We start from the raw sequence: 25,320 nt of genomic DNA on the forward strand, positions 1-25,320 counted from the left end.
GGACTATAAAGTTCCTTTGTCAATATTGGGATGGTAAGGGTGAATGTAATTAGAATATTGGTATGCTTTATATGTTATTTCATAGGTTTCATTTCCCCGGATGGCTTTGAAGTTGACAGCACTACTTTATACGTGACAATGATGATAGTTGGTAATTTATTGGTAGTGGCCTTTCCGTTTATCGTGTCTATGTTTCGTAAGCCGCAGTGGAAGAATGATTCTTTGTCATTGACCAGATTATTATAAATATAGGGTTGAAAAGATGGCAAATTTTTCAATTATCATATGACAATGTGTTGTAGGTTTTATAGATAATTAATGGCGAATATTTCATTTAAAGGTGGCGGTTTTGGTAAAAAAGGTCCATGGAAAAATTTTATCAGAAAGAATGATAGGATAAAGGCGAAGGAAGTTCGCGTAATAGGTTCAGATGGTAAGCAACTTGGAGTTATGGAAACCGCCACAGCTGTTGCTCTTGCAAAACAAGAAGGCCTTGATTTAGTAGAAGTTAGTGCCAGCGCAAGTCCTCCGGTATGCAAAATCGTAGACTTTGGGAAGTATAAGTATGATGAGGGCAAAAAACAGAAATCTGGCAAGGTTGCTGCGTCAAAAATCAAAGAGGTGAAATTTCGATTTTGCACCGAAGAGCATGATTATCAAACAAAATTGCGCCATGTGTTAGATTTTTTGACCGACGGCAGTAAAGTCAAAATTGGCGTGGCATTCAGAGGTAGAGAAATGGATCTCACTAATCTTGGTTTTGATCTGATAAAGAAAGTGGTTGAAGATGTTAAGGAATTTGGTGTGCCGGATGGTGAACCAAGACTGACCGGGCGCATGGTCTTGTTAAATCTGTCTCCCGTGAAATCTTCTAAAAAAAAGATTGCAATTGATAATAAAAAAGATCTTAATAATGGGCTTGAGTTATAAGCCTATGTCTTTCCGAGTATTTTTATTTGTTTCTATCGTTGTTTGTGCAGCCTATGTCGCAAGTTGCCAAGGTAAACTATCAAAAACAAAGATTACTTCCAAATCGAAACTTGTTTCTATAAATAATGCTGGGACGGAATATGTTTCTCTGGAGTCCATTGCGAAAGATTTTGATGCTAAGGCTATTAAAGATAGTTACAGCATGACCATTTCTAAATCAGGTGTGTTGGCCAAGTTTATTTCGAAGGATAGATATTTTTGTTACAATGATTGTAAGATATTCATTGGTAGTCCTATCTTGTTGCGGCAAAAGAAGTTATATATAGCAATGGAGGACTATAAATTATATGTTCAGCCAATGTTTTCGCCAAAGGTGATTGCAAATTTTGCACCTAAATTGAAGACGATTGTTATAGATCCTGGGCATGGTGGTAAAGATAGTGGGACGGTAAATGGCGTCTATAGGTTGGAGGAAAAAAGGCTTGCGTTGGCGGTGGCAAAGACTGTGCAGTCAGAGCTTAAGGCATTGGGATTCAATGCGATACTTACAAGAAGTGGTGATGTTCATATGGAATTGGCCGATAGGGTTGCTGCTGCAAATGCTGCGAATGCCGACCTTTTTTTGAGCATACATTTCAATTCTGCTGATTCTAAATCAGCCAGAGGGGTGGAAATTTTTACATTGACTCCAGCTGGTCAGCCGTCCTCTTATAGTTCTGACAGAAAGACTTCTGATTCGATGAGTTTTAATGGGAATAGATTTGATTGCTGGAATACGATTGCTGGATATTCCATGTTATATTCGATGAAGCAGCGGCTCAAGTTCAATGATCGTGGTGTTAAGCATGCTAGGTTTGAGGTTTTGAAAGGGCTTTCTTGCCCTGGTATTTTGATAGAGACAGAATTTCTTTCTAATAATATTGTGGCCAAATTATTTATGTCGCAGAACTATATAGATAATGCGGCTTTAGCCATAGTGAATGGAGTCTACCGCTATTATCTTAACATCAACGCTATCAATAAGTTAAAGTCATAAGATTGGTTGCATTAATTTTTAGCTTACTATTATAGATGATCATGAATGGTAAGTGTCATTTTTGTGGCAAGCCGGCGGCGGTGCATGTTACTCAGATTGTTAATGATGGCATGCAAGATGTGTACTTGTGTGGCCATTGTGCGCAGAAGCATAATGTGTTTGATCCAGATGTTTCTCATTTGTCGATACTTAAAGATATTAGCGGGTCATTGATTAGTAAAATGCAGGCGCTTTCTTTTAGTCCGCTTTTGAATTGTACTAAATGTGGATTTTCGTTGTCTAACTATAAAGAGACTGGCCTTGTTGGCTGTCCAGAATGTTATTCTGAGATGTATAGTTTCATGATAAAGTCCATCGAAAATTTACAAAAAAGTACAGAATATTTAGGCAAAATTCCAAAAAACTTGAAACATAAGTTATTTAGTTTCAATGACAAAGTTGATTCATGCGAATCTCTTAAGGAGGAATTGAAGTGTGCGATAGCGGAAGAGAGATATGAAGATGCGGCGAGGATAAGAGATAAATTGAGGACATTTTTTTAATGAAAAATGTAAAGCAGTTTTTATTGAGTAGTGACGAGTTTTTCGGCAATATTGGCCAGCAAAATGATATTGTTCTAAGCTCCAGGATTAGGTTGGCGCGAAATTTGGCAAGTTACAAATTTCCAAACTGGGCAAGCGATGTCGAGCGAGATAGTATTGCTGCGATATTGAAATCTAAGTTAAACGGATTGAAGCACTTAAATGATGGTGTTTTTTTTAATATCAACGAATTGGCGGATCATGAAAAATTGGCATTATGTGAACATTATATGATAAGTAAGGATCTATCGTTGCCCGGTGCCTGGGTGGCATGCAGCAATGATCAGGTGCTTTCGATTATGATTAATGAAGAAGATCATCTTCGTATACAAGTACTTAGGGGCGGAGTAGGGCTGAAAATGCTCTGGAAAATGATAGCCGATATTGATGATGCTTTGAACGGTGGCGATTTTGCTTTTGATAAGAGATTTGGTTATTTGACGGCCTGTCCGACGAATATTGGCACCGGCATGCGGGCATCTGTCATGATGCATCTCCCTGGGCTGGTGATAAATAAGCAAATTCGGTACACAATAGATGCGCTCAATAAAATTGGCATTGCGGTCCGCGGAGCTCTTGGCGAAGGAACTGAAGCTTTCGGAAAAATTTTTCAGGTATCTAATCAGTACACCCTTGGTCTATCAGAAGAGGATATAATAATAAAGATAGAGCATGTGGCTAAGACGGTTATAGAACATGAAGAGATGGCAAGAGATCAAATTTTCAAATCTTCGAAGGCCTTTATTTTGGATAAAATATGCAGGGCTCATGGAATTTTGCGGTCTTGCTACAGAATTGGAGGGGCCGAAGCATTCGAGCTTTTGTCTTTGATGAGATTGGCTTCGGAGCGTGAAATTTTGCCAATATCCTATATAAATGCCATTGACAGGTACATGCTTGAAACCCAAAAGGGGCATCTAATGGTATTTTCCGACGAGGCAGCCATGCCAGAATGTAGAGACATTATGCGAGCAAAAATATTGCGCAACTTCTTCTCCGGCATAGAGATATCGATAGATTGATCATTGAAAAATATTCCACTTTTTTTGGATGTCTATAAAAGTCCCAGTTTTTATAGCTTCCCTTGTTTTTCTTAAGAAATTACTCATAAATTCTATGTTGTGTATCGCAAGTAACTGTCCCCCAAGTAGTTCTTTTGCTTTGAATAGATAATGAATATATGCTTTGGTGAAATTTTTGCAGCAATAGCAATGACAGTTTTCATCAATGGGCGATAAATCTTCAGAAAATTTAGAATTTTTGATATTTATAAATTCCTTTCCATCAGCGTGTTGTGGTTCAAGTATGGCGCCGCCATGCCTTGCCAATCTGGTAGGATGAACACAGTCGAATGTATCTATTCCACAGGCAATTCCGTGGATGATATCACTTAGGCCGCATATGCCAAGAAGATGTGTAGGTCTTTGGTTATCAATATGTTGGCATGTCATATATACTATTTCATGCATTTGAGTTTTTGATTCGCCTAGGCTTCCTCCTATGGCCTGGCCGAAAAAGCAATTGCCATTGACAAATTTTGCACTGGATTCTCTAAGATCTTCATACACACCGCCTTGGATTATGCCATACAAAGCTTGATTGGATGTGTCATGGTTTTTGAATTCTGTCAGGCTTCGCAATTCCCAACGGTGACTCATGTTCATCGAGTATTCGGTATATAACCTATTGGCATGGAATGGGGTACATTCGTCGAGAGCCAGGATTATATCGGCGCCGAGTTGGCGTTGAGTTTTTATTGATTCTTCTGGAGTTAGTAAGCGAAGGCGGCCATCGATATATGATCTAAAGGTTGCGCCAATTTCGTCTATTTTCAAGAGAGTTTTCGGTCTACCGGTGGTACTTTTCCCTTTGATTTCTGCCGTAACGCCACCATGTCCAAGGCTGAATATTTGGAATCCCCCGGAATCTGTAAGTATTGGGCCATTCCAGTTCAACATCTTATGTAATCCGCCGTGCTTTTGAACAAGGTCACCGCCAGGTTGTAAAAAAAGATGATAGGTGTTGCACAGAATTATATCAGCTCCGGCATTTTTAACCTGTTGGGTTGTAACTGATTTCATAGCACCTTTGGTGGCACAGAAAATGAAATTTGGCGTCTCTATGGTGCCATGCGGTGTGGCGAGAAGCCCACTTCTTGCTTTGGAAGAGGCATCCGTGTGTGTGATTTTAAAATTAAAATTTTCGTACATTATCTATGTGTTGTGCAAGTAGTTAAGTTAGTCCATATCGGACGCTTTTGTGAAAAATATCGATGTAAATAGTAATAATAATGCTAAGATCATGAAGCATCTTGTGGCAATGAGATAGGTTGAGAATCTAGATTTTGATAGGCTCATAATTCCTGGTCCAATGGCATTAAACAGGGCGACACTTATGGATACAAATCCTGTTATGTTTCCCAAGTGCTTGCGGCCGAATAATCTTGCCCATGGGGCCGATAGAATTAGTGTATACATTCCATAGTTACATCCAACAAAGAGCACCAATGGATAATAAGCAAAAGTGTTGTGAGCAAATTCAAGTGTTATTAATAATAAAACTTGAATGATAAATGTCAATGTTAATCCATATTTGAGGGACACTTTGTCCTGTAACCAGCTGAATATGAAGCTTGAGCTTGCACTTACCACAGAGACTGGTTTGAAAAAATTGAATGCAGTTTCGCTTCTGTAGCCGAACTCTCGGAAGATGTCGACTATATGAAGTTGCATTCCTGTGCTGATTAGTGTCATGGTCGATGCGGCCAGCGTAAATAGCCAAAATGCTGGTGATTTCACGGCTTCGCCGATGGTTTTGCTTGGAGAAATTTTTTCATCGAATTGATTTCCGTCGAGCTTTAGGCCAAATTGAGCCGGATGATCTCTTCCAAATAGCCAGATGATTGGTGTTAATATAAGTAGAATTATGGCAGCGACTATAATCCATGAAAATTCTATTCCGGCTTTGACTATCAATGAGTTGAATATCCCTGGGGCGAATCCAAAGCCGATGGATAAAAATATACCGGAAATGCCAAGCATTCTACATTTTTTTTTCTCAAACCAATTTAGTAGAATAATTCTACTGAACATTGGTATCATGTTTTGGCCGAGTAATTTTAGTGCAAAAACGCCCAGTGTTAAAATTGCTATGGCTATGGCTGGGGCTGTTGTAAATTTTTCAATGAATAGTAACATTAACCCCAGCAAAAACATAGAGATTCCAAAAAATCCTGATGCAATGGTTAATGCTTTTCGTGGTCCAGTTTTGTCGCATTTTTGGCCAAAAAATGGTAAAAAAAACGTCGACACAATGGAGCAAATCATGTAAATTGCGCTCATGCAGTTCCTAGTGATGTGTAATTTGTTCATCAGCGGCTCTACAAATGCACATATTCCTGGTGCGTGGCCGGGGATGCTTGCAAGCTTTGCCAAGATTGATACAAATAAAATCATCCATCCGTAGAAAAATGTGAAATTTTTTGGAGAAAATGGAAAATCTGGCTGAAACATTTTCATTTTTTTCAATAAACAATAGTAAAGTATGTTAACAATAAAATATATTGTGTTTGCCAAATATTTTTTGGTAAATTATAACATCCGTTGTGTTGACGTTTGAAAAATACCAAGCGCTTGGTAATGATTACCTTGTGTTTAGAAATGACCATGGTGAAGAGTTAGATGAAGCCATTGTAAGGTTTGCATGCGATAGACATTATGGGATTGGAGCAGATGGTGTGCTGATTGGTAACCGCCTCGGCGATAACAGGTTCCGTTTGGAGATATTCAATTCAGATGGTAGCAGAGCTGAAAAAAGTGGCAATGGTCTTAGAATATTTGCGCAATTTGTTTGGGATGAAAGACTTACAGTTGCGGACGATTTAATTGTGGTTACTTTAGCTGGTGAGTCTGTATGTAGAAAATTTGGTGGCGAAATATGTGTAAACATGGGGAGGCCAATGTTCGCAGCCGTAAATATTCCCGTGCCGGCTGATTTTTCGCAATGTATTGATGATCAAGCATTAGAGCTGCATGCAGTGTCGATTGGGAATCCGCATTGTGTGCTTTATGTCGACGATCTTGATCTTAATTATACGAGAAAAATCGGACCAATTTTGGAAAAATTAGCAATATTTCCTCAGCATAGCAATGTGCAATTTGTAAAGATTATATCTAACTCATTGATACAAATGCACATTTGGGAACGCGGGGTAGGGTATACCTTGTCCTCCGGCAGTTGTGCCTGTGCAGCCTTTGCTGTATGCAAAAAACTTGGCTATTGTGGTTCTAGTGTTGTTGCAGAAATGCCTGGTGGTAAACTTGTTATGAAAGAAACCGCTCTGGGTGAAGTGTTGCAATATGGCCAAGCTATTAAAATAGCGTCATGTTTTATAAAAAAAATCAGGCCGACAATATGAAATCGGCCCGACCAGTAAGTTAAACTTAAGGAACACAAGAGAATTTTTCTCTCACATATATTGAGACGTTCTTCGGCGAAATACGTTCAAGTTTTTGTTAAAATTTTTCATTTTTATCTATTTTGTCCAAAAAATTGCTTTCATTAGAAGCAATTTCGTCGAAGAAATTCAGCGGAAAATGTTTCATGATCTCTATCCATGTGTGTTCTAAGCCATTCTGTATCAGCTCTGCTTTATCCAAATATCTCGCGAGATATGCTTCTATTTTGTTTCGAAGATTTTCTTTGGTTTTGTCATGGCCGATCATCTCCATTGAAATTTCGTTCAACTCATCCATAGGTCGATTTGCAAACAAATCAAGATGATTGCCGTTCAATAGATATTCCTTGGTCACGTGGAATAATTCCGCTATTTTTTCCAGAGTTTTTTCAGAAGATGGAATTCTTCCATTTTTCCAAGTGCTGACTGTGGATACCGCTGCGCCGGTTGCTTCACTTATGTCTCGCAATGTCAGATTGTGGTATCCAAGCAATATTCTGAATTTTATTCCAAAGTTGCTGCTGTTTGTTTCCTTATTTACCATGTTGCCCTTTCTGCGAAAATTTTCCATTAAGAAGTGGAATTTGTTTGATTTTTTTCTGAATAATGTAGAATTTATACATAATTAAAAGATATGGTAATGATAATTTATTTTTTAGTAACTGGTTCTATGTTTAACGTCCATAAGGATTGTAAGTCAATCACATGCAATATTTTGTGATTTAGCCAGATCAATGATAAAAATGAGATGAGAGGCTCCATGGACAAATTTATAGAATACATTTTAGCCAAACTGAAAGCTGATATGGACAGCGATCTTATTGAATTATATAATAACATTATTGCCGATCTTATTCCAAATAAAAATATTGCAATAAAACTATGTGATGCAAATCTGAAAAAAATAGATTGTAATTTTAAGGCCATAAAGCTGTCCATGTCAGGATTATGTGATAAATTTTTTTGTAAAAACGAAATATGAATATTAACGATAGTAATCATTTTGGATTCATGGTTCCGCGTCAAAACTGGTTCTCTCCCAAGGAGATGGCATCAATCATAGGAAAGACTGACCAGTACGTAAGAGATGCATTTGATAATCAAAAAATTCTTGGCCACATCGCCAATGGTCGTACGCCAAAGGGGATGGAGAAAAGAAAATCCTACCGTATTCATCGAGACGGTATCTTGTTATATTTACTGGAAACTGCAAATTACTCTCCATCAGATTTTTTAAATAGAGTGACTGACCTGCTGGCCCATAGGCCAAGGTCTCAGCTGGAGGAGGTCAGGGACTATGTCGATAACTTGATCCGTCGGAAAACCCAATTCTAAAAAGAACCGCAATTCACTCAATCACAACATGTTAGCTTTTTTGAAAGAGAAAATTGAATTGTTGGTTATGATTAGATGGTCAACTAGGCGGAGGCAAAGTGGCTCGCACAGAGCCGAAAGCGATTTGGTTATCAACCTATCGTGAATTGATGGTGTTTCTGAGCCTGCCGGATGGTTATGGGCGATGACGAGTGCGGCGGCGTCTTTTCTTAATGCGTGATCTACGATCTTGCGGGGCAACACGTTAGTTCTATCAGCGATGCCTTCGCTTATTCTTTTTATTCCATTTTTGATCAGGCGCAGCCGGCTGTCCAAATAGGCGACTTCGAACACTTCATAACTCAGGCCTCCAATTTTTATTCGCCAAAATTTTTCCAATTCTTCGAAGGTATCAAGCTTAGATTTTGGATCTTCCACTGATTTTTGCACATATAGGGCTGCGCTATCTTTGATAATGTGTAGCGAAATGGCGGTAATTCTTCCCACTCCTTTCACTTCTTGCAATGTTTCGATGTCTGCATCCAGTACTGCATTTAATGAACCAAAGTATCGTAGCAGTTCCTTAGCCTGTGGCTTAACATCCTTTCTTGGAATGCATAGGGTAAGAATCAGCTCCAAAATTTCGTGGTTATTAAGGCATTGGAAGCCTGCGCGTAAAAATTTCTCTCGCAGGTTATTTCTGTGGCCATTATAATTTTTCATTTTTTTATATTTTTATATTTTTATTTTCGATAATATCGGTAAAGTGTAAAAAATTGATATCTCCTCTCATCATTGCGAAAAATATTTTCATCGCTGAGCTTATATATTTATCTTTTTTGTAAAAAAACGATAACAGATATGGCATTTTTACATTTTTTATTCTGGAACAGTGAAATATTTGTTTTTCCAATTCCATATATACTGAAGAAATTGGGACTATCGCTGGCCCAAGATTTGCTTCAACGGCACATTTTACCAAATCTATATTTTCGAATTCTGTCAATGTCCGGATGTTTATGTTATTTGTGCCAAGTATTTTATCGATTACATTGCGATTTGGTGAGTTTTGTGAAAATTTTACAAAGGGCATATTTTCCAGCTCCAATGCATTTACTTCTTTATTTCCATAAAGTTTTGAGGCTTTGGTACTTATGATTACCAATTCTTCTTCACAAAATGTATGTTTTTCTATGTTTGAGTCCTGGATGTCATTTTCTATAACACCAACATCCACAATGTCGTCTATTACAGCTTTGTGGATTTTTTCATGATTAGATAGGTACATGATTTGGACTTCGGTGGACCTGGCGGATTTTAAGAAATCGCGAATATAGGGTGGAATTATATACATGCCGATGGTTGGTGTTGTGCCGATGGAAAGCTTTTCCTTGACTTTTCTTTTTATATCACTTAGCTCGTTTCGTAATGATGAGTAGTCACTTACTATTTTTTTCGCATGATGAAGCAATGTCTTGCCTTGGCCGGTTAAAGTCAGCGATTTTTTTGTTTTATCAACCAAATCGACATCAAAATAGTGTTCAAGGGCATGTAACTTCTGGCTGACGGCTGACTGAGTGATATTATTTAGCTTTGCTGCCTTTGAGAAGCTTTCGGATTCAATTATGTCTATGAAAATTTTAAGATTTTCTATGTGCATATGCGATTCCTGGTGTATTATGCACAAATTTGCGATCATATAAACAAAAAATATGATTCCATTTAACTACCATCCAACTGGACTATATAATAATAGCTAATTAACACAGAATGAACAACTAACGTTTGGAGAATTGGAATCTCTTTCTGGCACCGGGTTGTCCAGGCTTCTTTCTTTCCCGTCGACGAGGATCTCTGGTTAAATGTCCAGCTTTTTTAAGTCGATGGCGTAATTCTGGATCTAGCAGTTGCAATGCTCTGGCGATGCCTAAACATAGGGCTCCGGCTTGGCCATTTTTCCCGCCACCATTTACAAGGATGCGAATATCAACTTTATCGGTCATTTCCAGAAGAATTAATGGGGCTAGGGCAAGTTTTTGTTCAGCTTCGGTGGGAAAATACTCCAAAAAATCTTTGCCGTTAACCTTTATTTTGCCGTTACCGCTGACTAGCCGAACTCTTGCCACAGCGGTTTTTCTTCGGCCAATGCATATAAACTCAGATTTGCAATCAGTTGCCATTGCTAAAAAGACGTTAGGGTTACAGGTTGCTGGGCCATATGAGGATGATCACTACCTCGATATATTTTCAATTTTTTAAGAAGCTCGCTGGAAAGCCTATTCTTTGGTAACATGCCGCGCACGGCGTGCTCTATTATAAATTCTGGATTACGTTTGCGCATATCGCCAAGACTAAAGCGCTTTTCATTGCCCTTATACATGGAATAAAACATATATTTTTTCTTATCATTTTTGCTGCCAGTGGTTTTTACCAGGCCGGCGTTTGTGACAATGACAAAGCCACCACAATCGATATGATGGGCGAAAATCGGCCTATCTTTACCTCGCAAAATGTTGGCAATTTTGACCGCAAGCCTTCCCAAAATCACATTGCTAGCATCGACAACGTACCACAATCCGCCTGACCTGCTATCTTCTTTACTGACCAAGGTTGTTTTCATCAAACAAATATGAGGCTGCAAGCTAGAATCCATATTCACATTGTCAACTATTTTTTATCTACTAAATTCTAATTTTGTCAATTTTCCGTTATCTTTCATTTCATAGATGATGGTAACCTTTTCTCCTGGATTTCTTTAATGATCATTTCTAAAATTTTTTCCAAATGAATCGTGCCATTAATGGACTTATTAACCCTGGAACGGACGGACACGGTTCCGTTATTCATTTCGTCTGTGCCCACAATGAACATGTAAGGGACCTTATCGAGCTCGGCCTTTCTTATTTTTGCGCCGAGTTTCTCCGGTTCTATGTCGACGCAAGCTCTCAAATTATTCTCGCGCAATTTGTTATGAATGGTCTTAACGCCTTCTGTCACCTCATCATTCACAGATAAAACTCGAATCTGTTCCGGGGCGAGCCAAGTGGGAAAATTTCCGCCAAAATGCTCGATGAGCACACCGCAAAACCTTTCCAATGAACCGAAGGGTGCGCGATGTATCATCACTGGTCGATGGGCTTTATTATCCCGGCCGATGTATGCTAAATTGAACCGCTCCGGAAGGTTATAATCCACTTGAATGGTTCCAAGTTGCCACTCCCGGCCGATGACATCTTTGACTACAAAATCTATTTTGGGGCCATAAAATGCAGCTTCGCCTTCCTCGAGGGTGAATGGCACGCCAATGGATTCGGCAGCATGGTTGAGTGCCTTTTCGGCACATAGCCAGGATTCGTCCGATCCTATGTATTTTGAAGAATCCTTGTCTCGGAGGCTCACGCGAACCCGAAAGTCCGACATGCCAAGGGTTTTGAATATTAGCTGTACCAATTGAAGACATTCGTTTATTTCACTGTCCAGCTGTTCTTCGGTGCAAAAAATATGTGCATCATCCTGAGTAAATCCACGTACCCTGGTCATACCACTTAGTTCACCGGACTGTTCCCAGCGATATACCGTGCCGAATTCGGCTAATTTAATCGGTAATTCGCGATAAGACCTTGGCTTGGAGGCGTATATTTTAATATGGCCTGGACAGTTCATTGGTTTTACGAGAAATCCATCCAGTTGGCCATTTTCTAGACCAGTCATCATCTCCTTGCATGACGCATTGTTATCTAGAAGTTTTTGTAGAGTAACGCGTTCCGGAATTGGTGGATATTGGGCGTCTCGGTAGTAAGGAAAATGTCCGGATGTTCTGAATAGATCTAGTTTAGCTAGATTCGGTGTTATAACCTGCGAATAGCCACGCTTTTCCAGTTCCGAAAGTATGAATTTTTGTAGTTCATTGCGAATTATTGTGCCATTGGGAAGCCAAAGAATTAGTCCTTGGCCGAATTCATCATCTATCATGAACAGCTGCATTTCTTTGCCGATCTTGCGATGGTCGCGCAATTTGGCCTCTTCCATTTGTTTTAAAAATAGTTCGAGGTCATCTTTGGAGTCAAAGGCGGTACCATAAATGCGCTGCAACTGCTTATTGTTTTCATTGCCTCTATAATAGGCTCCGGCAACGCTAAGTAACTTTATTGCCTTGATTTCGTTAGTATTAGCCACATGTGGTCCACGGCACAGATCCATAAACTCGCCATTTCTATACAAAGAAATTTCTGCACCATCTTCAATGTCGTTCAGGCGCGACAGTTTATACTCTTGGTTTCCGGCAGAAAATAATTCACTGGCCTCTTCTCTGGTTACGATTGTTTTCTCAAAGGGTTGATTTTCTTCGATGATTGATATCATTTCCTTTTCCAGTAGCGCCAAATCCTCAGCACTGAACTGGTGATCCACATCGAAATCGTAATAAAATCCGGTTTCAGTTGCCGGCCCTATGTCAAATTTGGCCGTTGGAAACAACCTTCCCACGGCGCTCGCCAACACATGGGCTGCTGAATGCCTGATTTCACGTAAAGCCGACTCACTCATAATATTACTACAAGTGATTATTCAAATACGCAGCCTGATAGAGTCAATATATAAACAGTCAATTGTCAATAAATTATCAATTTTAAAAAAATTTATTTTTATTTTAATCTATGCATCGAAGTTGGCTTTGCTCCTAGTTTTTACTTAGGTTGATGATTTGCTCAACCGTTGCGGAGGCAAATTCCTTTCCTTTGTATTTAAATTTACTGCATTTTAAGCCATATATATCGACGCCAAGCTCATTGGCCACATTTGTCAATTGATTTCCGGTGGATTGATCCGAGAATGCGGCTGCAAAGTGCGATACAGTGCCATTTTCAATCGAGATATCGGTGGTATTAATATTAGCATTGGTTGACAATAATACTCGGCGGCTTTCCGATTCTTTGGCTGACTGCAGTAAAATTGGTACATATTCCGTAAGTTTATTAACCACAATGGCCAGATGCAATGGAGTCACATTGCTGAAGGTGGTGCTATTGAATTTTAATTGTTTACATTGTTTTGTTGTGACATCTATTTTATGCTGTTTTGCCAGCTCAAGTGCTTTTTTTATGGCATTGTCAATGCCTTCTATCATGGCAAAAAATAGCGGTGTGCCTCTTTGTATGTTCAAATTACTATTGGTTTGCATATCTGCTTCGGATTGGAGTGCAATGTTGCATGACACTAGATCAGTGCAATGGGCCATTATGTCTAAAGTCGTTTGGCTATTTTTTTCTCCAAGAATTGCAAAGTGTAAAATGGTCCCATCGGTGATCGATAAAGTATTTGTCTTCAACTGGGCTTTTACGCTTAATATGTCCGAAAGTTTGTCAGAATTTTTTACCATACGCAATAATTCTGGTATGTATTTTTTGAGGTTGTTGAACTCACAGAAGGTGATGGCCACGTGAATGGGAGTCACATTTTCACATATGGCTCCATTCAGTTCGAGGCTGTCGCAGACTTGATCCGAGATGTCTATTTTTCTATTTTTTAATATTTCAAAAATTTTATTGATGCTCGCATCGTTTTTCATCATTGCAAAGATCAGTGGTGTGCCTCCTTTTATGATAATTTTTCCATGAGATTGGGTATTTGCCTTGGCGAGAAATATGTCATTTTCCAGCCCAGAATAATGGGCACATTCTTTATGGATGCATTCGATTAGGTAACTCAATATTTTTGCGCTATTTTGTATTTTTTCTGAAAAAATTGCAAGATGTACTGGGGTAGAATTTTTGACGAAGGCTCCATCGTTGTATAGGCAGTCGGATTTTGCTAGCAAAATTTCGCGGATTTTATTTTGGGTTTTGGCGATCTCGATTAGTTCCTTGATGGCTGATATCTTTTCGAGCCATATGGCAAAATGTAGTGGAGTGTAATCTTTGAATTCATTTCCTTTGTAGGTGAACGAATTTTTTAGACATATGTCAAAGCTTGGTTCATTTATTATTTTCTTTAGGAGCACAGACCTATCTTTATCGGTTAGCAGTATAGCCATATGTAAGAGGCTGAATTTTGTCTTTTCTTGTTTTATACCAGTAGCGGTTCTGCTGAGTAGTGAAAATTCTACGCAATCACACCCTAAGCCATTGATAGCCATTTGTTTATAGTCAATTATTATGGTCACATTTATGGTCACGTTATAAAAAACAATCTTAGAAGCATCTACTGACTTGTTGTTCGGGAAAATGCTATGCATTACGGATTTAATAGAATTTATTTGCTCTTCCTTCATGGTTTCGTTTTTCGCATGGGCAGTTTCTTTGGCTTTGGATCGTTGCCTGTATAGATTGCCAATGGCGTGAGCCGATGAAGGAATCCATTTGTTTACTTTTTCACCTACTATTTTCAATATGCTATTGCTTTTGTTGCTTGCTATAAGTGCTTTTGGCTTAGGGCTTTTTTCTGCTTGTGATTCATTATCGATGCTGACGTTTATTTTTTTCTCGTGATTTTTTTTGGGATTGATGGCCGTTTTAGTCATTTTAGATCTGTGAGATGGCGAATTTTTTTTGATGATGATTTCTTCTTTATCTCTGATTTTTTCATTTTGAGCATTAGGGGATGCTGGATGATGTGTCTTTTGGGCTATGGCTGGTGGATTATTTTTTGAGATTTTGTATTGTCTTTTTTTCATGACAACATGGCCTTGGCGTGCAACCATAACTTTTTCAGGTCTATCTTTTGATGAATTGTTTTTTTCTTTTAGTACAATGGATGAATTTTTATTTTGATTTTTAACATTTATTTTTTCACCATTTTTGAGCTTTTTATCGTCTATTTTTTCACTATTTTCTTGATCTTTAGTTTGATTGATGGTGATTTGTTTTCCATTGCTAGCATCCACTCTAATTTTTTTGCGTTCGCGTTTTTGATTATTTGCATTTTGTCCATATACTTGCCTGAGTACGTTTTTTGAAGAGTATTTATTTACCGTAGTACCTGCCGTCAAACATTGTATATCAAAAGCTTCCGATAAGCATAATACGGATAGTAACCATCTAATAATTAACCTGCTTAATTTGACCATATCCATTTTTCAGTATGTTGAATATGCAAACATTTGCAAATAGAAAATCAAGAACTATATAATGAACAGAGTGATTATTTTTAGGATAAAAATCCGATGGGTCAACTGGTCCACATGCTTCCCATAAATTACACCGGTGCAAGCATTACAACTCCAAAAGCCGTAGACTGGTAGATGTGATTGTTTGCAATGATTGCAGTGGGAATTATTCGCCGATTTGAAACCTAACAAATCGACCAATTCGGATATTTTCGCCAATTATGGCAATATGTTCTGTCAAAAGATCTGAAATGGTTTTATCCGGATCTTTTATGAATTGTTGGTTCATCAAACATATCTGATTTAACCATTTATCTATTTTACCATTGATTATCTTTTCCATGGCATTGGCTGGTTTATCAGCTGCTTGAGCTGCGGCAATTTCTTTCTCTTTTTCTAATAAACTCGCTGGCACATCTTCTTTAGAAATGAACATAGGATTGGATGCGGCTATATGCATGCATATATCATGGGCAAGTCGCTTGAAATCAGAATTTTTTGCAACGAAATCGGTTTCGCAATTCAGTTCGAGAAGAACACCAATTTTGCTGCCGTTGTGGATATAGGAATCGATAATTCCTTCATCGGCTTGACGGCTAGCTTTTTTCGCCGCGGAAGCTGCACCAGTTTTGCGGAGAACATCGATAGCTTCTTCTATATTACCATTGGCTTCGATCAAAGCTTTTTTACAATCGACAAATCCTGCGCCTGTGCGTCCACGCAGTTCGCCGACTAATTTTGCATTTATTTCAACCATTTTCCTGATCCTCCTTAGGGTCTTTCGATATTGACTCAGCGTCACATGGTTCATCTCCTTTGGTTAGAACGGCTTCATTTTTTTCCTTAGGAGATTTTTGGATTTTTCTTGAAATCTGTGTTCTGGTTTTACCCATGGCTTTATCTACGGACTTCATTTCATCGGCTAAAGTAACACTTTCTGCAGCCTTCGTAAGTTGTTCATCCATAACGACAGATTGTTCAGGTATCAGTTCATCTTTTTCTATAATTTTTCTGTTTTTCTTTATTTCTTGCTTTTTTGCTGAATACCTCTCTTTGCCTATGGCGATGGCTTCGGAGACGCAGTCGATAATTATTTTTATGGACTTTGAAGAGTCATCATTTCCGGGTATGGGATAGGTCACGACGGTTGGGTCAGAATTTGTATCGACAATTGCCACCACTGGAATACCTATTTTTTTCGCTTCGGCAACGGCTATGCGTTCAGTCTTTACATCCACCACAAATAGGGCCGATGGAAGTTCGTTTATTCCGGTTAGGCCTTCAAAATTTCTACGCATGCGCATCATCTGGCGCCGAATAACCGATGCTTCTTTTTTAAGCATGGAATCCATGGTACCATCGGCTTCCATTTCAAGAAATCGACGATATTTGTTCAGGCTTTTCTTAACCGTATCAAAATTAGTAAGACCACCTCCAAGCCAATGATTGACGCAAAACGGCATCTGCAACGAACCGGCGGCATTTCTGATTATATCCTGAGCCTGCTTTTTGGTCGCAACAAACATAACATTCTGACCGCCAGCTACTAACTCCTCGAGAAATTCGCAAGCAAGTTCCAGACGTTTGTGTGTTTTTTCCAGATCTATGATGGAAATTCCACTTCTATGCGCATAGACAAAAGCTTTTGATTTTGGATTCCAACGCCTTCTCTGGTGTCCTAGGTGCACGCCAGCTTCAAACAAATCACTTATGGTCACATTCATAAAAAACTCCGTACCCTTATTTAGGGCCTTGGATAAATATTAACTTACTTTATAAAGGAGTGTTGAGAATTTTTCTTAATGCAAGCCTTTTTTTAATAAAAATTAAACTAATTTGTTAAGATGTTCATTATCTTATGCTTAATGTACACTTTTTTTAAAATATTTTTGCCATTGATATATTTTTTTAGGCTGTCCAGATTTATAATTGATGACAAAATATCGTCTTCGGAGGCGTTGGTGGGGATCAGAATATCGCCACGAACCTTTCCATTTATTTGAATGATTATTTTATGATTATCGATTTTGTTCTGTAGGTTTTTGTATACCGGCCACTTAGCGAAATATATACTGGTGGTTTCACCGCTGCGAGCCCAGAGTTCTTCGCAAATGTGTGGAGCAAATGGTGCGAGCAATTTGAGAAATATTTTTGCCGTTTCCAAGGTCATGCCATCATTTTGGCGCACGCCGTTTATAAATATCATCATTTGGGAGATGGCGGTGTTGAAGCGCAGTGCTTCTATGTCATCGGTCACTTTTTTAATTGTGTCGTTCAAAAGATCGCTAATGGCCTGACTATCAGTGGGTTTGAATCGAGTTAGCTGGCCATTGCTTTGGACATATTCGCGCCAAACCTTTTTCAAAAATCGATGGACGCCTTCGATGCCTGATGGGCTCCATGGCTTCATTGCTGCCAATGGCCCGAGGAACATTTCGTAGAGTCGCAGAGAATCGGCGCCATAGTGTGAAATTATTTCATCGGGATTTATGACGTTTCCTCGGCTTTTAGACATTTTTGTGCCGTCTTCGCCTAGAATGATTCCCTGGTGGAACAGTTTCGTAAATGGTTCTTTTCCATGAGTTAAGATTCCGATGTCGTACAAAAATCTGTGCCAAAATCTTGAGTATAGTAGATGGAGTACGGCATGTTCGGCGCCGCCAATATAAATATCTGGATAGCCCCAGTATTTTTCGGCCTGGGGGTCAACCAGATTTGTTGCGCACTTCGGCGACAGATAACGCAAGTAATACCAACATGATCCGGCCCATTGAGGCATGGTATTTGTTTCTCGTCGAGCTTTTACGAGGTGACTAGGTGTTGTTTTTGCATCATTTGCTGAAATTATTTCACATTTTTCCATATCTATATATACGTTGAGCCAATCTTCGGCACGGGAAAGTGGACTTTCTCCGTCGTCGGAAGGTAGATAGGATGAGATATTTGGAAGCTTTAGTGGCAAATATTTAGATGGCAAAGGTAGGGCAAAGAATGTTTCTCCATCTTTTTCGAATGTGACTGGTTTTTGAGGTAGAAATTCTTTCATATTGATATGGTTACTAGATGAAATTTTTTCATAATCCTCTTTATTTATCCAGAGAATTGGCACCGGTTCACCCCAATATCTTTGCCTTGAAAACAGCCAGTCTCTCAATTTGTAATTGACGCACGGGCGGCCTTTGTTAAGCGCCAGCAGATCGTCGGTGATTTCTTGCCTTGCTCTGTCGGAATGCAGGTTTGAATATTTTCCTGAATTCAATAATTTGCCATGGGCGCAAAATGGAATTGTGGCGCTATCATCTTCAGGAGAAATGACTTGTGTTACGTCTAGTCCAAATTTTTTGGCGAATTCATAGTCCCGTGAATCGTGGGCTGGCACAGCCATGATGGCTCCGGTGCCGTAGGTTATCAGCACATAGTCCGATATCCAGATTGGAATTTTTCTATTATTTATAGGATTTATTGCATAGCTGCCTGAAAAAATTCCGGTTTTAGCTTTAGCCAGATCGGTGCGCTCCAGATCACTTTTCTTTTTGGTCTGGGCGACATAATCTTCAAAACTATTTTTGTTTTGTGCTGTAACTATTTTATGCAGAATGGGATGTTCCGGGGCTACCACTAGAAATGTTGCGCCGAAAAGTGTGTCAGCTCTGGTGGTAAAGACAGATAATTTGTCTTTTTGGCCGTCTATTTCGAAGTCAATTTCAGTGCCTTTTGATTTGCCGATCCAGGCAATTTGTTGGCGTTTTGTTGAATCTGGCCAGTGAATATCTTCCAGTCCTTCTAGCAATTTATCAGCATAGTCTGTGATTTTTAACACCCACTGGCGCATATTCTTACGTTCAACCGGATGGTTGCCTCGTTCGGATTTGCCGTCGATGATTTCTTCATTTGCCAGAACAGATTTAAGGGCTGGACACCACCAAACTGGCTTTTCCGCTACATAGGCCAGACCATGTTTGAATAGTTGTAAAAATATCCACTGGGTCCACTTAATATAGTCATCATCTGTTGTGTTTATCTCTCTGTCCCAATCGATTGCAAAACCTAATGCTTTTATTTGTCGCCGAAAATTATCCACATTTATTCTGGTATTTAGAGCTGGATGTTGGCCGGTGGCGATGGCATGTTGTTCCGCTGGCAATCCAAATGCATCCCAGCCCATTGGATGTAACACATTGAATCCGTTGGCTTTTTTGAACCTTGTGACTATGTCCGAAGCCGTGTAGCCCTCGGGATGTCCTATGTGCAGACCTGTGCCGGATGGATAGGGAAACATGTCCAATGCATAGAATTTTTTCGATGAGGTGTCCATTTTTGATGAAAAAATTCCATGGCCATACCAATGGTTTTGCCAAAATTTTTCTATTTCTATGAATTTATATTCTGCGCTGTTTTTTTCCATGTATAAGCTGGAATAATCTCAGATTTTTTGATGGAAAAACAAGCTTAAAATGACCATATTAGACCGATGATTTTCTGAAAAATATGACCGCAAGTAGGAGGATCATGATGTTTCCTAACCATGCTGCTATCAATGGGTTAACGGTTCCATTGCCGCCCAAAACAATGCCGACATTATTTATTATATAGAACATAAAAAATAGGCCGATGCCTTTTAGCATTACCACCGATGGGTTTGTGCGAATTCCGACAGTGACAAATGGCACGCTCATGGCTATTATGGTCAGGCAGCAAAAGGCTGAAGCGATTGCGCTGTAGTATCTTACGAGATAGGCTCGGAGTCTGTCCATCTTATTATTACGGCAATGAGAAATGGCATCTCTCAGTTCAAAAAACGACATGGTTTTCAGGCTTTTTTTCAACAGTAGTAGAATTCTGGGGTTGTCTTTTAATTCATTCACCATAAGCTGTTTATGGGGTTTGGCTAAGATTGGGTTGCCGGTTTTTGTGTCGAAAATAACTTCTCGGCAATTTAATAGTTTCCAATGGCCGTTTGACTCATCGAAATTGCCGCGTTCGGCTGTAATTCTGCGAGCTTCGATGCCATTGATATAGTGATGCACCGATAGGCCAAATGCATTGCGTGAATATTTGCTGAACCTGTTGATGTACAGCAATTTATCTTTATTTTCATTGAATAATGTGAGATTCCTGACTACCCCTATGTCATCGAAACATAAGTCCTTGGCCTCGTTAATGAAATGTAATTTTTCTTTGAGATTGTTCAGCGATTCGAAGGCCCTGGGTGATAATTCCGTATTTATTTTTAGCATGGCCACCGATAGCAACGCTCCGGCCAGCCATAGCGCGCGCGATATTCTTCCTAGTCCAAGACCAGCACAGATCAACGCAATTAATTCGTTGTTTTTCTGTAACATGTTGATTAGGAAGATGATGGACAAAAATAATGCAGATGGTATGCTGATGGGCAGCAATGTGATCATTAATGAAGTGTAGTAGTTTTTAAGATCTTGTAGGCCAATGCCATATTTGATTAGATCACCGAGATTTTTGTAGGCATCTTCAAAGACCAGGATGGCCATTGTCACGATGAAAAATACTAGGAAAAACTTAAGCCATTGAAGAAAAATGTAACGATCAACTACTTTGAACACAATGTTTTATAGCTAAACAAAAGTTGCCGTTTAATAAATACTTTAATGAACACTTCTTCGTGCCAAAGCATGGGCCTTGGCTGCATAGTCCGCACATATCGCCCCTATAAAGCCCGGCCTATTATATAGTGACGCGCGCGCGCACGAAGGTATTAGCCCATCAGCAACATATGGCGATACTGGTCCAATAGCTCACATTTCTCTTCCTCTTCTCTCAGAAGATGTTCTATGTCATTATATAGTTCTGGTTCTGTAATATTTTTACCATCGGTTTCTATTCTTTGTTTAAAAATTGTTCTTAGCTCTCCTATTTTGCTGCGAAACTGCGTTGGAGTGAGAATGCCTCGATTTGTGACTTCTGGTCTAAGTAGTTGGATAAGGGCGCCATCTAATGTCTTTACTTTCAGCACCTTAGAGAGTTTGGCCTCTATCTTTCCATCGCTGGGATCGATGCTGCTGGTGGATGGCAACCGCATGCGGTTATTGAAATCCGAACCTTTGGTTATGCCGGTTAAACCGAAATCCATTTCGAAATTTTCTTCCAAATCGCTCTTCGATTTCTTTGTTGGTTTACTGTTTAAATCGTCTGTCATGTTTTATATCTCCCTTCAATGGATATTCTTAGGTCAACAATGTTCCTTTGCTAATGCTATTCCATATCGCTAAGATCAAATGACCTACCAAGGCTACCCAAATATTATTTACTATTAAAATATTAGGTCCACCTTAGAATTGTTAGAGAATTCGTTAGTCCCCTTCGAAAGTTCCAAGCCGGTCCTGCAAATCTGACAATAGTTTAATCGAATCTTCTAATTTTCCAATAGTAAAATCGTTGCAGCTGTGTTTGATAGCAAAGCCAAGCCTATCGTCATCCTGTAGCACTGGATTCACCGGAAATTGATAGCCAATCTGGGGATTGCATAGTTCTAAGGCCTTCATATACAACCGCGAACTTGGAAATCGATAGCTGCGCAGAATGTACATGAATGCGCTGTCATTCCTCACATCGATGAACAAATGGCCGATGGTCTGGATTTCCAGATGGACGACGCCGTGTTCGTTTTTCTTGAGATTGCTAAATCCAACCAGCCCACCAAGTTCCTGAATAACTGTGTCGATATTCGCTTGCATTTTTTACCAATTATTGAACCTCTTCCTCGAATAAATTTTCGTCGTCCGCCTCCTCTTCGAGCAGAATTAACTCATCCAACTTGTGCTGTGCCGTGTCGAGCATTTGATTTCTCGATTGGGGATCGCTGAAAAATTTCATCGGAAATTTTCTTACCAATTCCATGACGCTATTCATAGAATAGATGGTGCCTTCCAGATCGCTTTCCGGTGTTGGGCCGAATATTTCGATTAGTTTTAGAATCTGGGCATCACCAACAAAAGTACTCTGGGTCATTTTTACAAGTTCCCTTGTGGCAACAAGTTGTTCATCGCTCGTGAATTTTTTGTCTTGGAATTGAGGGAATGTTTTTTTTATGTCTTCGCTCATGGTTCCGATGTCATCGTGGGCCTGGCCGGAGATTTCCACCCGAAATAATCCATCCCGGACGGCTCTTAACTCTTCTGTTGAACGAGAGGGGTTTAAGGATTCCATATCTCGGCCAAGGAGTTCTATCATCGATTCGATATACCTTTTAAATTTTTCCTTTTTCCCTTCATGTTTTTGATAAAAATTTTCGAACAAATCCAAAGGATTATTCATTTGAAGCACCTCATCTCTGTAATCAGCTGCCAAGGCTGTTGGATTCATATCCTTATTCTGGCCAGCAAGTTGCTGTTCTTTTAACAATTCAGCGGCCTTGGGAATCAGATTGTAACCGTCCTTGATTTCCTTGCCATGATGTTTATGTAGCTTTATTTGCGCTGCGCCTAGTTCGTCCTGAAAGAGTTTTGAAGCATTTATGCTGGCTTTAATGGATTTTGCCTGTTCTCCCAATTCCTGCCTTTTTTGGGTGGCAAAGGAATCGGTCCTGCCATCCAGTCGCTTCTGCATTTTTTCCACCTGCTTTAGCTCAGTTTCTGCTGAAAATTGTTCGAGCTCTTCGGCCTCAAGAGCATACTGAATGACATTGTCCTGTTCAGTAACTTCGCCAAAATCTTCGGCTGCCTGTTTTAATATGATATCTTTGATGGATGCTTCGGATTTCGGATCGTCTTCCAGCAGAGATCGATTCATCAATCGCCTCATGGAAGATTCGAAATTTTTATATTTATTGGTGTCTTGAAAGCATCCGAGACGGTTGGCAACCTTGGAAAGAATCTTTTCTTTCTCTTTGATTTTCTTTTTGGTTTCGATTTTTCTATTTTTTATGGGTTCTCTTGGCTTTATTTTAGTTGCGGCAAAATCATCCATTTTATCAGCTAACTCGATGGCTGATAATGTCTTTTCGTGCAACTTAACCTCTTGGCCATGGTAGGATCCGGTGACTCCTGCGGTCTGGGTTAAGCCATCGACGAATGTCGTTGAAGATATAGAATTGGTCTCCACAGTCCTTTTGTCTATACTATGAAAATTGCGATTTTTGGCAATAAAAACAGCTATTTATAAAAAAAGTAATTTTCCTCTTCCCTTGGGCTTGAACAAATTTGTAAAAAAAATATCATGGTCCAGTTCTGCTATGGCGCTATTGCTGAAAATTTTATCTGGACCGCATCAGGGTGCAGAGTTTGCGTTGCCCGATGAGGCCATAATGGTTGGCTCTGATGATTCTTGTAGTTTGGTTCTAAATGATGCTCTAGTGGTCGATAAGCATATGAGAATTGTGAAGGTAGCCGATTCGAAGTTTGAACTGGAGCCAATAAATGGTAATGTGTTTATGGATGGCCATCTAGTTACGGGAAAGATGGTTGGGGATATATTTAAGTTCATAACCCTCGGCACAACCCAGTTGATGGTCGGCCCGGAAAATGATGATGGATGGACCAAGGTCTCGTTGGACAGTGCTCCGACCCTCGATCCCATTGAGGATAAAAACAATGGCCCAGAGACTGGCGAGGCTGATGGATCTGCTAAAAAGGAAAAGGCCAATGATTTAGCACCGAAGATCAAACCAAAACGAAAGGCATTGGTCTATATTTTGAAATTTTTTTGTCAATTCGTCATAGCCCTTGGACTTTCGATAGCCATCGTATTTTTCTCAAGAGATAGGCACACAAAGCTGATTGTTGACCCGGTGCTGGATATAAAAGGTAAAATCGCAGATCTAAAGATACCGGGCATATTGGATGCAAAGAAGCTGGAAGATGGAAGTATCTATGTTACTGGCTATGTTAGTTTAGTTGCTCAATCTGCTAGAATTAAAGCCGAGGTGCATTCCATGTATCCCAATGTCAAAGTGAAGGTCTATAGCGGTGAAAAGATAAGCGCCACCGTGGAGGAAATTCTGAGGGAAGCAAAAATAGATGTGAAATTTAATGAAATTACCCAGGGCAAATTTTCAGTCACTGGCTATGTTTTTAATCCTGTGCGCTGGGATAGAATGAAGCATCGGATTCTAGAAGAGGTGAAAGGTCTTATCGATTTCGAAGATAAGGTTCTTACTCAGACAAAGGTCCTGAAAATCGGTGTTGAAATATTAAAAAAATATTCACTGGATGATAAGATTAGGTTTAATTGTAGCGATTCTGGCGTTACTGTGTCTGGTATCCTTACGGAAAGAGACAAAAACAATTGGTTAATAGCCAAGGAAGACATAGAACACAATATAGATGTCGGGACTGATATCGTTTTTTCTATAAAAATGTCTGCAGATACCAGCATTGGTACAGAAAAATATTTTGGAGGAAAAATTGACAGTATAGTGTACAACGAAAATGGGTTAGAGTGGATAAATATGCGTGATGGTCGCAAATATTTTGAAGGTTCTGTGCTTCCCAGTGGTTATATTGTTGATAATATAGAAAAAGATTTTATAGTTATAAAAGGACCGGATGGTACGATTACAGTAGATGTGGAACATATGTGATTGGTAATATGGATAAAAAAAGGATAACAATGGTGGAGATGGAACGGCGATTGCTGGATGATGCCAATGGCAGCTACAGGAAGTTTCTGCTGGATAGATTAATCGAGTATAAGTCCGAGTTAAGCTATAGATTGAACTCTGGCCTTTCATCCGACCGGTTCGAAGTATACAATAAAATAAAAATGGCCTTGGAAAAGGCTCAGGAAGTAATAAAAAACTTTAAATAGATTAGTAGCAATTTTTTTTAACATTAACAATTAACAAAGGAGGAAATTATGTCAGAAGGAAGTGGAGGAATAAATAGATGGTTTACACCTAAAGAAGGGGAATTGATAGGTACACAAACAG

At 39.4% G+C, this 25,320-nt stretch carries 25 protein-coding genes; 9 read left to right on the forward strand and 16 right to left on the reverse strand.

All coding sequences use genetic code 11. The features are described from left to right. The first annotated feature begins 318 nt into the window (after nucleotides 1-318). Genes infC through LBH49_02785 form a run of 4 tightly spaced genes read left to right on the forward strand, consistent with a single transcriptional unit; the run spans nucleotide 319 to nucleotide 3,569 of the window. Nucleotides 319-930 carry a translation initiation factor IF-3 gene (gene infC / locus LBH49_02770; protein ID MDR0351544.1) on the forward strand — a complete coding sequence of 204 codons (612 nt, stop codon included), beginning with the start codon at nucleotides 319-321 and terminating at the stop codon, nucleotides 928-930. After that, a complete protein-coding gene (locus LBH49_02775) occupies nucleotides 914-1,966 on the forward strand; it encodes an N-acetylmuramoyl-L-alanine amidase (protein ID MDR0351545.1) in 1,053 nt (350 codons plus the stop codon). Before infC ends, LBH49_02775 begins: the two co-directional genes overlap by 17 nt. Before the next feature lie 41 nt (nucleotides 1,967-2,007). Further along, entirely contained in the window at nucleotides 2,008-2,508 is a 501-nt protein-coding gene (locus LBH49_02780; GenBank protein MDR0351546.1) for a UvrB/UvrC motif-containing protein, read from the forward strand. Continuing rightward, the gene (locus LBH49_02785; GenBank protein ID MDR0351547.1) at nucleotides 2,508-3,569 is read left to right on the forward strand and encodes an ATP--guanido phosphotransferase; all 1,062 of its coding nucleotides are present in this window, start codon (nucleotides 2,508-2,510) and stop codon (nucleotides 3,567-3,569) included. Before LBH49_02780 ends, LBH49_02785 begins: the two co-directional genes overlap by 1 nt. Here LBH49_02785 and tgt read toward each other — a convergent pair whose 3' ends face one another. After that, a complete protein-coding gene (gene tgt / locus LBH49_02790; GenBank protein MDR0351548.1) occupies nucleotides 3,570-4,757 on the reverse strand; it encodes a tRNA guanosine(34) transglycosylase Tgt in 1,188 nt (395 codons plus the stop codon). A 27-nt stretch (nucleotides 4,758-4,784) separates the two neighbouring features. Then, nucleotides 4,785-6,065, reverse strand: a complete 1,281-nt coding sequence (locus LBH49_02795) for an MFS transporter (GenBank protein ID MDR0351549.1) — start codon at nucleotides 6,063-6,065, stop codon at nucleotides 4,785-4,787. Between the two features lie 86 nt (nucleotides 6,066-6,151). Here LBH49_02795 and dapF point away from each other — a divergent pair, with 86 nt between their 5' ends. Further along, nucleotides 6,152-6,964: a diaminopimelate epimerase gene (gene dapF / locus LBH49_02800; protein MDR0351550.1), complete on the forward strand. Its 813-nt coding sequence runs from the start codon at nucleotides 6,152-6,154 to the stop codon at nucleotides 6,962-6,964. Between the two features lie 97 nt (nucleotides 6,965-7,061). Here the strand turns inward: dapF and LBH49_02805 are convergent, their stop codons facing one another. After that, the gene (locus LBH49_02805) at nucleotides 7,062-7,574 is read right to left on the reverse strand and encodes a helix-turn-helix domain-containing protein (GenBank protein ID MDR0351551.1); all 513 of its coding nucleotides are present in this window, start codon (nucleotides 7,572-7,574) and stop codon (nucleotides 7,062-7,064) included. A gap of 189 nt (nucleotides 7,575-7,763) precedes the next feature. Between LBH49_02805 and LBH49_02810 the strand changes: the two genes are divergently transcribed. Further along, complete coding sequence (locus LBH49_02810; GenBank protein ID MDR0351552.1) at nucleotides 7,764-7,985, forward strand: hypothetical protein; 222 nt, start codon at nucleotides 7,764-7,766, stop codon at nucleotides 7,983-7,985. Then, a complete protein-coding gene (locus LBH49_02815) occupies nucleotides 7,982-8,338 on the forward strand; it encodes a hypothetical protein (GenBank protein ID MDR0351553.1) in 357 nt (118 codons plus the stop codon). Before LBH49_02810 ends, LBH49_02815 begins: the two co-directional genes overlap by 4 nt. A gap of 21 nt (nucleotides 8,339-8,359) precedes the next feature. Here LBH49_02815 and radC read toward each other — a convergent pair whose 3' ends face one another. From radC to LBH49_02880, 13 genes are all read right to left on the reverse strand, one after another. After that, complete coding sequence (gene radC, locus LBH49_02820) at nucleotides 8,360-9,040, reverse strand: DNA repair protein RadC (protein ID MDR0351554.1); 681 nt, start codon at nucleotides 9,038-9,040, stop codon at nucleotides 8,360-8,362. A 4-nt stretch (nucleotides 9,041-9,044) separates the two neighbouring features. Next, complete coding sequence (locus LBH49_02825; protein ID MDR0351555.1) at nucleotides 9,045-9,977, reverse strand: LysR family transcriptional regulator; 933 nt, start codon at nucleotides 9,975-9,977, stop codon at nucleotides 9,045-9,047. Between the two features lie 118 nt (nucleotides 9,978-10,095). After that, nucleotides 10,096-10,497: a 30S ribosomal protein S9 gene (rpsI, locus tag LBH49_02830; GenBank protein ID MDR0351556.1), complete on the reverse strand. Its 402-nt coding sequence runs from the start codon at nucleotides 10,495-10,497 to the stop codon at nucleotides 10,096-10,098. A 2-nt stretch (nucleotides 10,498-10,499) separates the two neighbouring features. Further along, on the reverse strand, nucleotides 10,500-10,937 hold the full coding sequence (rplM, locus tag LBH49_02835) for a 50S ribosomal protein L13 (protein ID MDR0351557.1): 438 nt from the start codon (nucleotides 10,935-10,937) through the stop codon (nucleotides 10,500-10,502). A 95-nt stretch (nucleotides 10,938-11,032) separates the two neighbouring features. Next, nucleotides 11,033-12,862 carry a threonine--tRNA ligase gene (gene thrS, locus LBH49_02840; GenBank protein MDR0351558.1) on the reverse strand — a complete coding sequence of 610 codons (1,830 nt, stop codon included), beginning with the start codon at nucleotides 12,860-12,862 and terminating at the stop codon, nucleotides 11,033-11,035. Nucleotides 12,863-12,995: 133 nt separating this feature from the next. Further along, nucleotides 12,996-15,386: a hypothetical protein gene (locus tag LBH49_02845; GenBank protein ID MDR0351559.1), complete on the reverse strand. Its 2,391-nt coding sequence runs from the start codon at nucleotides 15,384-15,386 to the stop codon at nucleotides 12,996-12,998. Between the two features lie 199 nt (nucleotides 15,387-15,585). Further along, nucleotides 15,586-16,176: a translation elongation factor Ts gene (gene tsf / locus LBH49_02850; protein MDR0351560.1), complete on the reverse strand. Its 591-nt coding sequence runs from the start codon at nucleotides 16,174-16,176 to the stop codon at nucleotides 15,586-15,588. Next, nucleotides 16,169-17,143 carry a 30S ribosomal protein S2 gene (gene rpsB / locus LBH49_02855; protein ID MDR0351561.1) on the reverse strand — a complete coding sequence of 325 codons (975 nt, stop codon included), beginning with the start codon at nucleotides 17,141-17,143 and terminating at the stop codon, nucleotides 16,169-16,171. The genes tsf and rpsB overlap by 8 nt, the downstream gene beginning before the upstream one ends. A gap of 107 nt (nucleotides 17,144-17,250) precedes the next feature. Further along, nucleotides 17,251-19,824 carry a leucine--tRNA ligase gene (leuS, locus tag LBH49_02860; GenBank protein MDR0351562.1) on the reverse strand — a complete coding sequence of 858 codons (2,574 nt, stop codon included), beginning with the start codon at nucleotides 19,822-19,824 and terminating at the stop codon, nucleotides 17,251-17,253. Nucleotides 19,825-19,882: 58 nt separating this feature from the next. Then, entirely contained in the window at nucleotides 19,883-20,998 is a 1,116-nt protein-coding gene (locus LBH49_02865) for an LptF/LptG family permease (GenBank protein MDR0351563.1), read from the reverse strand. Between the two features lie 152 nt (nucleotides 20,999-21,150). Next, nucleotides 21,151-21,591 carry a hypothetical protein gene (locus LBH49_02870; GenBank protein ID MDR0351564.1) on the reverse strand — a complete coding sequence of 147 codons (441 nt, stop codon included), beginning with the start codon at nucleotides 21,589-21,591 and terminating at the stop codon, nucleotides 21,151-21,153. 154 nt (nucleotides 21,592-21,745) lie between these two features. Continuing rightward, nucleotides 21,746-22,129, reverse strand: a complete 384-nt coding sequence (locus LBH49_02875; GenBank protein ID MDR0351565.1) for a hypothetical protein — start codon at nucleotides 22,127-22,129, stop codon at nucleotides 21,746-21,748. 10 nt (nucleotides 22,130-22,139) lie between these two features. Further along, nucleotides 22,140-23,495 carry a hypothetical protein gene (locus LBH49_02880; protein MDR0351566.1) on the reverse strand — a complete coding sequence of 452 codons (1,356 nt, stop codon included), beginning with the start codon at nucleotides 23,493-23,495 and terminating at the stop codon, nucleotides 22,140-22,142. A 130-nt stretch (nucleotides 23,496-23,625) separates the two neighbouring features. On the opposite strand from LBH49_02880, the gene sctD reads away from it, so the two are divergent. Together sctD and LBH49_02890 are read left to right on the forward strand one after the other, a co-directional pair. Further along, a complete protein-coding gene (gene sctD / locus LBH49_02885) occupies nucleotides 23,626-24,972 on the forward strand; it encodes a type III secretion system inner membrane ring subunit SctD (protein ID MDR0351567.1) in 1,347 nt (448 codons plus the stop codon). Nucleotides 24,973-24,980: 8 nt separating this feature from the next. Continuing rightward, nucleotides 24,981-25,199, forward strand: a complete 219-nt coding sequence (locus LBH49_02890) for a hypothetical protein (GenBank protein MDR0351568.1) — start codon at nucleotides 24,981-24,983, stop codon at nucleotides 25,197-25,199. Nucleotides 25,200-25,320: the final 121 nt, after the last annotated feature.

This window comes from Puniceicoccales bacterium (genome assembly GCA_031255005.1).
GTDB lineage: Bacteria > Verrucomicrobiota > Verrucomicrobiia > Opitutales > LL51 > JAIRTH01.

What these genes read in the sequence shown, in the direction of transcription:
- rpsB (MDR0351561.1), bottom strand. Translation starts at nt 17,143, where the DNA reads ATGAATGTGACCATAAGTGATTTGTTTGAAGCTGGCGTGCACCTAGGA.
- LBH49_02815 (MDR0351553.1), top strand. Translation starts at nt 7,982, where the DNA reads ATGAATATTAACGATAGTAATCATTTTGGATTCATGGTTCCGCGTCAA.
- rpsI (MDR0351556.1), bottom strand. Translation starts at nt 10,497, where the DNA reads ATGGCAACTGATTGCAAATCTGAGTTTATATGCATTGGCCGAAGAAAA.
- LBH49_02870 (MDR0351564.1), bottom strand. Translation starts at nt 21,591, where the DNA reads ATGACAGACGATTTAAACAGTAAACCAACAAAGAAATCGAAGAGCGAT.
- LBH49_02810 (MDR0351552.1), top strand. Translation starts at nt 7,764, where the DNA reads ATGGACAAATTTATAGAATACATTTTAGCCAAACTGAAAGCTGATATG.
- LBH49_02795 (MDR0351549.1), bottom strand. Translation starts at nt 6,065, where the DNA reads ATGAAAATGTTTCAGCCAGATTTTCCATTTTCTCCAAAAAATTTCACA.
- thrS (MDR0351558.1), bottom strand. Translation starts at nt 12,862, where the DNA reads ATGAGTGAGTCGGCTTTACGTGAAATCAGGCATTCAGCAGCCCATGTG.
- LBH49_02875 (MDR0351565.1), bottom strand. Translation starts at nt 22,129, where the DNA reads ATGCAAGCGAATATCGACACAGTTATTCAGGAACTTGGTGGGCTGGTT.
- LBH49_02775 (MDR0351545.1), top strand. Translation starts at nt 914, where the DNA reads ATGGGCTTGAGTTATAAGCCTATGTCTTTCCGAGTATTTTTATTTGTT.
- radC (MDR0351554.1), bottom strand. Translation starts at nt 9,040, where the DNA reads ATGAAAAATTATAATGGCCACAGAAATAACCTGCGAGAGAAATTTTTA.
- infC (MDR0351544.1), top strand. Translation starts at nt 319, where the DNA reads ATGGCGAATATTTCATTTAAAGGTGGCGGTTTTGGTAAAAAAGGTCCA.
- LBH49_02785 (MDR0351547.1), top strand. Translation starts at nt 2,508, where the DNA reads ATGAAAAATGTAAAGCAGTTTTTATTGAGTAGTGACGAGTTTTTCGGC.
- rplM (MDR0351557.1), bottom strand. Translation starts at nt 10,937, where the DNA reads ATGAAAACAACCTTGGTCAGTAAAGAAGATAGCAGGTCAGGCGGATTG.
- leuS (MDR0351562.1), bottom strand. Translation starts at nt 19,824, where the DNA reads ATGGAAAAAAACAGCGCAGAATATAAATTCATAGAAATAGAAAAATTT.
- LBH49_02780 (MDR0351546.1), top strand. Translation starts at nt 2,008, where the DNA reads ATGAATGGTAAGTGTCATTTTTGTGGCAAGCCGGCGGCGGTGCATGTT.
- LBH49_02825 (MDR0351555.1), bottom strand. Translation starts at nt 9,977, where the DNA reads ATGCACATAGAAAATCTTAAAATTTTCATAGACATAATTGAATCCGAA.
- LBH49_02890 (MDR0351568.1), top strand. Translation starts at nt 24,981, where the DNA reads ATGGATAAAAAAAGGATAACAATGGTGGAGATGGAACGGCGATTGCTG.
- LBH49_02805 (MDR0351551.1), bottom strand. Translation starts at nt 7,574, where the DNA reads ATGGAAAATTTTCGCAGAAAGGGCAACATGGTAAATAAGGAAACAAAC.
- sctD (MDR0351567.1), top strand. Translation starts at nt 23,626, where the DNA reads ATGGCGCTATTGCTGAAAATTTTATCTGGACCGCATCAGGGTGCAGAG.
- tgt (MDR0351548.1), bottom strand. Translation starts at nt 4,757, where the DNA reads ATGTACGAAAATTTTAATTTTAAAATCACACACACGGATGCCTCTTCC.
- tsf (MDR0351560.1), bottom strand. Translation starts at nt 16,176, where the DNA reads ATGGTTGAAATAAATGCAAAATTAGTCGGCGAACTGCGTGGACGCACA.
- LBH49_02845 (MDR0351559.1), bottom strand. Translation starts at nt 15,386, where the DNA reads ATGGATATGGTCAAATTAAGCAGGTTAATTATTAGATGGTTACTATCC.